This is a genomic window from Cellulomonas sp. NPDC055163 (assembly GCF_053607065.1).
Genome location: NZ_JBSGSU010000001.1, coordinates 422,953 through 429,217, shown reverse-complemented (window position 1 = coordinate 429,217; position 6,265 = coordinate 422,953). Strand labels below are relative to the sequence as shown.

The following is a 6,265-nucleotide window of genomic DNA, read 5'->3' as shown; positions in this document are numbered from 1 at the left end:
GGGCGGGGTTTGACCTGGTGGGGGGTGGGGGGGGTGGTGGGGGGGGTGGTGGTGTGGGGTGGGATGGGGGGGGTCTTCTGGCTACCCCCCCCCCCCCCTCTCCCCCCCCCCACCACATCCCCGGTCGGACCGCGCCGAGCGGCCCCACACCCAGGAATCTCCGGCACGGCACCCCGTCTCACAGTCACCCCCGTGTGACATGAGTCACACGGAGAACGACTCCACGACCGGGCGACATCGTTGTCGCACGTCACGCAGGCGCGCCGTGCGCCGAGCGGGTGAAACGGGGCTATGTCCGGCTTCGAGTGGCACGAGGGGCTTCCACGCGCTCTCATAGTCCTCTAATGTCTCCTCTGTCAGCGAACAGGCAAACCCTCTGCAAAGAGGGGACGCAAAGCCACGGGACCCACGCAGGTCAGCCGGGCTACCGAACGAATGGATGTGCCTCATGGACCAGCGTGGATTCTTCGGCCAGTACGAGCCCGCCGACACCGACTCCCCCCGCCCCGACCGCGACACCGCGCCCGCCGCGCGCCTCGCCTCGTGGGCCCGCATGGCCGCCGTCCGCTCCGCGCGCCACGATCTCGTGCCGACGCAGCGCGAGTACGCCGCCTGAGCGCACCCCGCTCCTCTCCCGGTCCAGGGCAGCACGCACCCGCGTGCTGCCCTGAGTCGTCTCCGCGGCCGCCTCCCCGTGGTTGGGTACCCCTGAGCCCACCGCGCGAAGGAGCCCGACGATGACGCAGACCACCCACCCCACGTCGACCGAGCCGGCCGCCGACCGGGCCGCGCACCCCGCCGGTGCGTGCGGCACGGCGTGCCACGGGCTCACCCGCCGCAGCGTGCTGCGCGGCGCGGGCGCCGTCTCCCTCGGGGCCGCCGCACTCGTGCTGGCCGCCTGCGCCGGTCCGTCCGACTCGGACGAGGAGCCCACCGACCCGGCGGGTTCGACGTCGGCCGGCAGCGGCTCAGGTGTCCTCGCGAAGCTCGCGGACGTCCCCGTCGGCGGTGCGCTCGCGGTCACGGGACCCGACGACGTGCCGCTGATCCTGCTGCAGCCCACAGCGGGCACCGTGGTCGCGCTGGTCGCCGTCTGCACGCACCAGGGCTGCACCGTCGTGGCCGACGGCGACGTGCTCGTGTGCCCGTGCCACGGCTCGGTGTTCTCGGCCGAGGACGGCTCGGTGCGGACGGGCCCGGCGGAGGAGCCGCTCGCGGAGCTCGCGGTCGAGGTCGTCGACGGCGAGGTCGTCGCCGCCTGAGCGGCACCTACTGCAGGCAGAACTCGTTGCCCTCGGGGTCCTGCAGCACGACCCAGTAGCCGCCCGGCTCGGCGCCGTCGCCGGTCCGCCGCGCTCCGTGGTGCTCCACGAGCTCCGCCGCGCGCGCGTCGACCCGGCGCCGCCGCTCGTCGAGGGGGACGCCCCGCCCGCCGCCGCACGTGACGTCGAGGTGCACGCGGTTCTTCGCCGTCTTCCCCTCGGGCACGCGCTGAAACAGCAGGCGGGGGCCGGTCCCGGCCGGGTCGACGACGGAGTACGCGGAGTCGCGCTCGTCGTCGGGGACGCCCTGCGCGTCGAGGAACGCGTCCCACGACGCGAACCCCTCGGGCGCGGGTTGCTCGACGTAGCCGAGCACCTCGCCCCAGAACTGGCCGAGCTCGCGCGGCCGGGCCGCGTCGAAGGTCACCTGGAACTCGAGCGCCATGGTTGCTCCTGCCTCGTCGGTCGCCCTCGGGCTCCCGACGCTAGCGAGGGGGTCCGACGCGCACCACGGCGGAGCCGCCCCGCGGCTGCTACAGCTCGCCCTTGCGCTGGAGGTACCGCATCGCCGCCCAGCCGATCGGGATCCGCAGCCAGAACGTCAGGGCGCGGAACAGGAACGCGACGGACACCGCGACACCGGCGTTGATGCCGACGGAGGTCAGTCCGGCGGACAGCGCGAGCTCGACGGTCCCGAGGCCGCCCGGGGTGGGCACGAGCGAGCCCGCGGTGTTCCCGGCGAGGTAGAGCAGCGCGACCTGGACGAGCGAGACGTGCTGCCCGAACGCCTGCAGCGCCGCGTCGAACGCGAGCACGTACCCCATCGTCATGAGCACGTTCCCGCCGAAGGCGAGCGCGAGCCGGCGCGGCTGCCCGACGACCTCGATGAGCCGCGGCCACGTCTGGCGCAGCATCGGCAGCGTCTTCGAGGCGACCCACACGCGGACCGCCGGGACGAGCAGCGTCGACGCGACGATCACCGCGACGATGCCGATGGCGAGGAACATCTGCGGGGACGCGGGCAGCGGCGACGCCTGCCGGGTGCCGGACGCGACGGACAGCCCGAGCAGCAGCAGGATCGTGACGACGAACTGCGAGACCTGCACGAGCGCCACGGTCGCGGCCGCGAGCCCCGTCGAGACGCCGCGCCGGGTGAGCATCCGCAGGTTGAGGGCGGCGGGGCCGATCCCGGCGGGGGCGGCGAGCGCGACGAACGTCGCCGCGGTCTGCACGAGGATCGCGCGCCACACCGGCAGGCGCACCGGCGAGAACGCGACGAACGCCAGGGCTGCGCCGACCAGGGTCAGCAGGCCGAGGCCGAACGCGACGAGGCTCCAGCGCCAGTCGCTCTCGCTGACGGCCGTGGTGATCTCGTCGACGTTGATCGTGGTGAGGACGACGACGACCGCGACGGTCGTCAGGAAGATCGTCAGGAGCGTCCGGGCCCCGAACCGCACGAGCTGCTCGGGGTGCACGTCCGCCTCGGGAAGCCGCTGCACGAGGGCGGACCGGAGCTCGGCGAGGACCTCCTTGTGCGCGCGCATCTCGTCACGGGTGCGCTGGGGGAGAGCGATCGTCTGGAGCAGCGGGCCCACCGCGGCGATGTCCTCGTCGGGCAGCACCCGTGACGCCGACTCCAGGGCGCGCGTCGCACCGACCCGCAGCGCGAGCAGGGCCACGAGCTGTGTGACGTCCATGCGCCGGGCGAGCTCGGAGGACGCGACGTCGCCCTGCTCCCACCCGACGAGCCACACGACGGGCCGCCCGACGACGACGTCGACGAGCACGACGTCGCTGGTCAGCGCCCGGTGCGCGATCCCGGCGCCGTGCGCGAGCCGCAGCTGCGCCCAGACCTCCTCGAGCATCTCGTCGGTGATGTCCTCGGGATCGAGGTCCGCGAGCGGGCGCGCGGTGCCGGGCGCCTCCTGGACCAGCAGCATCGAGTCGTCGGCCTCGGAGATGCTCAGCAGGCGGGGGGTCCGGACGCCGGCCGCGCGTGCGGCGTAGGCGAGCAGCGCGGCGCGCTCGGCGGCCTGGCGCAGGGACACGACCGAGCGCCCGTCGAGCCCGCGCAGCCGCAGGGAGCGCCACAGCCGCGACAGCATGCCGACGACCTGGCGGTCACCGTCGAGCACGACGACGTCGAGGTCCTGCCCGTCGGCCGTCGTGAGCTCGTAGACCCGGTGGTCGGAGTACCGGGCGATCGCCCGGGCGGCGGTCGTCGGCGCGTCGGCCACGGCGGTGCCGGTGCCCTCGGTGTCCGCGTCCGGAACCCGGGCGATCCGGACGGGCTCGAAGCCCGCACGCCGCACCCCGTCGACGAGGCTCACGCCGTACGCGCGCTCGGAGCGCACCCCGGACAGGTAGCGGACGCCCAGCCCGGCAACGCGGCCGACGAGCAGCGCCACCGCCAGGCCGGGCAGCGACACCGCGCCGGTGATGAGCACGACGCCCACCCAGACCCACAGCAGGTTCCACGACCAGGCGACCGTCCTGCGCCGGGTCCGGGGGCCGGACGTCGTGAGCAGCGCCGCGATGAGGGACACGTACGGCGGGATGGTGACGACCCACTCGCCGCTGCGCAGCCGCACCGACGTCCCGGTCACGAGCGCGTCCGGCCCGAAGGTCTGCACGGCCCAGCCGAGCACCATGCAGAGGAGGAGCCCGCCGAGCGCCGCCGCGAGCGCCTCGAGGAGCTGGCGACCGAGCCGCCGGACCGCGAGCTCGGTCAGGACCGCGACCGGCGCGAGCACGACGACCACGATCTCGAGGACCGTCACGGGGAAGATGAGGATCTGCCCGAGCAGCGACCGGAAGCCCTGCACGTCCTCCGCGACGCCGGTCGTGGTGTTCTGCGCGTAGGTCGCGGCGACGAGCACGAGCGCGATCCCGAGCGTGCTCACGACGACGCCCAGCAGGTCGCTCGGGTGGTGCACGCGGACCGCGGGGGTGTCGACGATCTCGACGCCGGCGAGGCGGTCGGTGTCGTCGTCGGGGGAGGGGCCGAGACCGAGGCGCGCGGTCGTCGGCAGCTCGGGCATACGGGCGAGTGTAGGCAGCGGGCCCGGCCTCTCCCCGGCGTTCTCACGTGCGCCGGGGAAGTTGCGCCCGGAGGAGGACGGCGGCGCGACCTGGGTCGGTCCCAGGGACTACCCCGGGCGGGGTGCGCTCGGGGTCGGCTCAGGGTCGGGCACTCGGGGCCGGGACCGTGGACGCACGGGCTCCGGCGGGGGGCGGGCTCCGCGGGGAGCGCGACGCGCGGCCCGGTGCCGTGCGGTGCGCCGCTCCCGAGCCCGCTCGGGTACGACCAGGCGACCGGGCCCTACGGGGCGCCCCGTCGCGCGCGGTACGCCCGCGAGGCCGCGGCGATGCGCTTCGCGGTCGACCGGAACGCGCGCAGCTCCTCGGCGCCGACCGCGGCCCCCACCGCGTCGGCCCAGGCGTGCTGCGCCTCGCGCAGGAGGAGCAGCGTCTCGCGGCCCCGCGGCGTCGGTTCGAGGAGGCGGGCGCGCGCGTGCCGGGGGTTGTCGAGGTAGCGGGCCCAGCCCTTCTCGACGAGCAGGTCGGCGGTGCGCTGGACGCTCTGGCGGGCGAGCCCCAGGCCGACGCGCCGGGCGACGTCCGAGACGGTGAGCGGCTCGTCGAGCGTCGCGCCGAGCACCTGCCACCACGCGGGGGTCAGGCCGGCGGGCTCGGCGATGTCGCGCGCGGCGGCGAGCAGCTCGCCGTCGAGCTCGAACACGGGCAGGACGAGCGCGGTGAGCGCGTCGCCCGCGGGAGAGCGGCCCGACGGCGCGTCCGCGTCCCGGTCGTCCGCGGTGGTCGGCGCAGCCGCAGCCGCAGCCGCCGTGGCCGTCGCCGCGTCGGCGGGCTCGGGCCGGTGCCCCGGCGCCCGGTCGCCGTCCGGGGCGCGTCGCGTCACGCGCCCGCGCCGGTGAGCTGGTCGTAGAAGCGCCGCTCGCCGGTCGTGTAGAGCCCGTACCAGGCCTCGGTGATCGCCGGCGGGAAGAGGTCGAGGGCCTCGAAGACCGCACGGGCGAAGTCGACGGGTGCGGTCGCGGGGGCGGTGATGACGCCGCGGTCGACGACCGTGCGCGCCTCGCGGTAGAGCGCGTGCCCGGCGTACCCGGGTGTCGGAGCGAGGAAGTCGGCGGCGTTGCTCGTGTGCTCGCGGTCGTCGAGCAGGCCGGTGCGAGCGAGCCCGAGCGTCGCGCCGCAGATCGCCGCGACGGGGACGCCCGCCTCGACGCAGCGGCCGGCGAGGTCGAGCACCTGCTCGTGCCCGGAGCCCCAGGACTCGCCGCCGGGCAGCACGAGCGCGGCGATGTCGTCGAAGGGGACCCCGTCGAGCTCGGTGTCGAGCAGCACGCGGAGCCGGCCGGTCGTCGTGACCTGCGTCGTGCCGGTCGGCCCGGCGGTCACGAAGCGGTAGCGGTCGTCGCCCTGCTCGGCGGCGACGGTCAGCCCGGCGGTCAGGTATGCGTACTCCCAGTCGGCCATCGTGTCGAGGCCGTACAGCACCACGGTTCCCATGTCGTCTCCTTGGTTGACAGCGTACTGTCAAATTACTCGCTTGACAGGATGCTGTCAACGGTAGCGGCGGCGGCGCGCCCGATCGGCTCCTCGTCGCTTGGCGCGCGGCGGCGGCAGGGTGCGGCGTCGCGTCAACACAGGTTGACGAGTCGGCGTTCCCGGTCTAGCGTCGTCAACGTCAATCCAGGTTGACGACCGACCGGAGGCGGACGTGGAGGAGGTCGACATGAGCATGCTCGTGCGGCAGGCGGACGGGGACGACCCGCTGCAGGCGCTGGCCGCGCTCGCGCAGCTCAGGCGCGAGGCGGACCGGCGTGAGGCCCTCGTCGTGCGGCGGGCGCGCGTCGCGGGGATCCCGTGGGCGTCGATCGCGACGATGCTCGGCGTGAGCAAGCAGGCCGTGCACAAGAAGTACGGCGGATCGCGGTTCTCCCGCGTCGGCTGAGCGCGGCTCACCGGGGTGGTCGGCG

The 6,265-nt window shown here is 75.0% G+C and carries 7 protein-coding genes and 1 riboswitch; of the genes, 3 read left to right on the top strand and 4 right to left on the bottom strand.

Annotation, left to right across the window (positions count from 1 at the left end):
* Nucleotides 1-356: 356 nt before the first annotated feature.
* A riboswitch (cyclic di-GMP riboswitch) is annotated at nt 357-432 on the top strand.
* 16 nt (nt 433-448) lie between these two features.
* Both ACWFNE_RS01880 and ACWFNE_RS01875 read left to right on the top strand, forming a co-directional pair.
* The gene (locus ACWFNE_RS01880) at nt 449-616 is read left to right on the top strand and encodes a hypothetical protein (protein ID WP_452120760.1); all 168 of its coding nucleotides are present in this window, start codon (nt 449-451) and stop codon (nt 614-616) included.
* Between the two features lie 121 nt (nt 617-737).
* On the top strand, nt 738-1,262 hold the full coding sequence (locus ACWFNE_RS01875) for a Rieske (2Fe-2S) protein (RefSeq protein ID WP_452120759.1): 525 nt from the start codon (nt 738-740) through the stop codon (nt 1,260-1,262).
* Nucleotides 1,263-1,269: 7 nt separating this feature from the next.
* On the opposite strand, the gene ACWFNE_RS01870 is transcribed toward ACWFNE_RS01875, so the two are convergent.
* The 4 genes from ACWFNE_RS01870 to ACWFNE_RS01855 form a co-directional block, all read right to left on the bottom strand.
* Nucleotides 1,270-1,707 (bottom strand): VOC family protein, encoded by a 438-nt coding sequence (locus tag ACWFNE_RS01870; RefSeq protein ID WP_452120758.1) that lies wholly within the window; start codon nt 1,705-1,707, stop codon nt 1,270-1,272.
* Nucleotides 1,708-1,795: 88 nt separating this feature from the next.
* The gene (locus tag ACWFNE_RS01865) at nt 1,796-4,303 is read right to left on the bottom strand and encodes a lysylphosphatidylglycerol synthase domain-containing protein (RefSeq protein ID WP_452120757.1); all 2,508 of its coding nucleotides are present in this window, start codon (nt 4,301-4,303) and stop codon (nt 1,796-1,798) included.
* A 281-nt stretch (nt 4,304-4,584) separates the two neighbouring features.
* Nucleotides 4,585-5,184, bottom strand: a complete 600-nt coding sequence (locus ACWFNE_RS01860) for a MarR family winged helix-turn-helix transcriptional regulator (RefSeq protein ID WP_452120756.1) — start codon at nt 5,182-5,184, stop codon at nt 4,585-4,587.
* The gene (locus tag ACWFNE_RS01855) at nt 5,181-5,795 is read right to left on the bottom strand and encodes a DJ-1/PfpI family protein (protein ID WP_452120755.1); all 615 of its coding nucleotides are present in this window, start codon (nt 5,793-5,795) and stop codon (nt 5,181-5,183) included. Before ACWFNE_RS01855 ends, ACWFNE_RS01860 begins: the two co-directional genes overlap by 4 nt.
* Before the next feature lie 226 nt (nt 5,796-6,021).
* On the opposite strand from ACWFNE_RS01855, the gene ACWFNE_RS01850 reads away from it, so the two are divergent.
* The gene (locus ACWFNE_RS01850) at nt 6,022-6,240 is read left to right on the top strand and encodes a hypothetical protein (protein ID WP_452120754.1); all 219 of its coding nucleotides are present in this window, start codon (nt 6,022-6,024) and stop codon (nt 6,238-6,240) included.
* Nucleotides 6,241-6,265 lie beyond the last annotated feature (25 nt).

Excerpts from the sequence above, each read along its gene's own strand:
- ACWFNE_RS01880 (WP_452120760.1), top strand. The coding sequence starts at position 449 with ATGGACCAGCGTGGATTCTTCGGCCAGTACGAGCCCGCCGACACCGAC.
- ACWFNE_RS01875 (WP_452120759.1), top strand. The coding sequence starts at position 738 with ATGACGCAGACCACCCACCCCACGTCGACCGAGCCGGCCGCCGACCGG.
- ACWFNE_RS01870 (WP_452120758.1), bottom strand. The coding sequence starts at position 1,707 with ATGGCGCTCGAGTTCCAGGTGACCTTCGACGCGGCCCGGCCGCGCGAG.
- ACWFNE_RS01865 (WP_452120757.1), bottom strand. The coding sequence starts at position 4,303 with ATGCCCGAGCTGCCGACGACCGCGCGCCTCGGTCTCGGCCCCTCCCCC.
- ACWFNE_RS01855 (WP_452120755.1), bottom strand. The coding sequence starts at position 5,795 with ATGGGAACCGTGGTGCTGTACGGCCTCGACACGATGGCCGACTGGGAG.
- ACWFNE_RS01850 (WP_452120754.1), top strand. The coding sequence starts at position 6,022 with ATGAGCATGCTCGTGCGGCAGGCGGACGGGGACGACCCGCTGCAGGCG.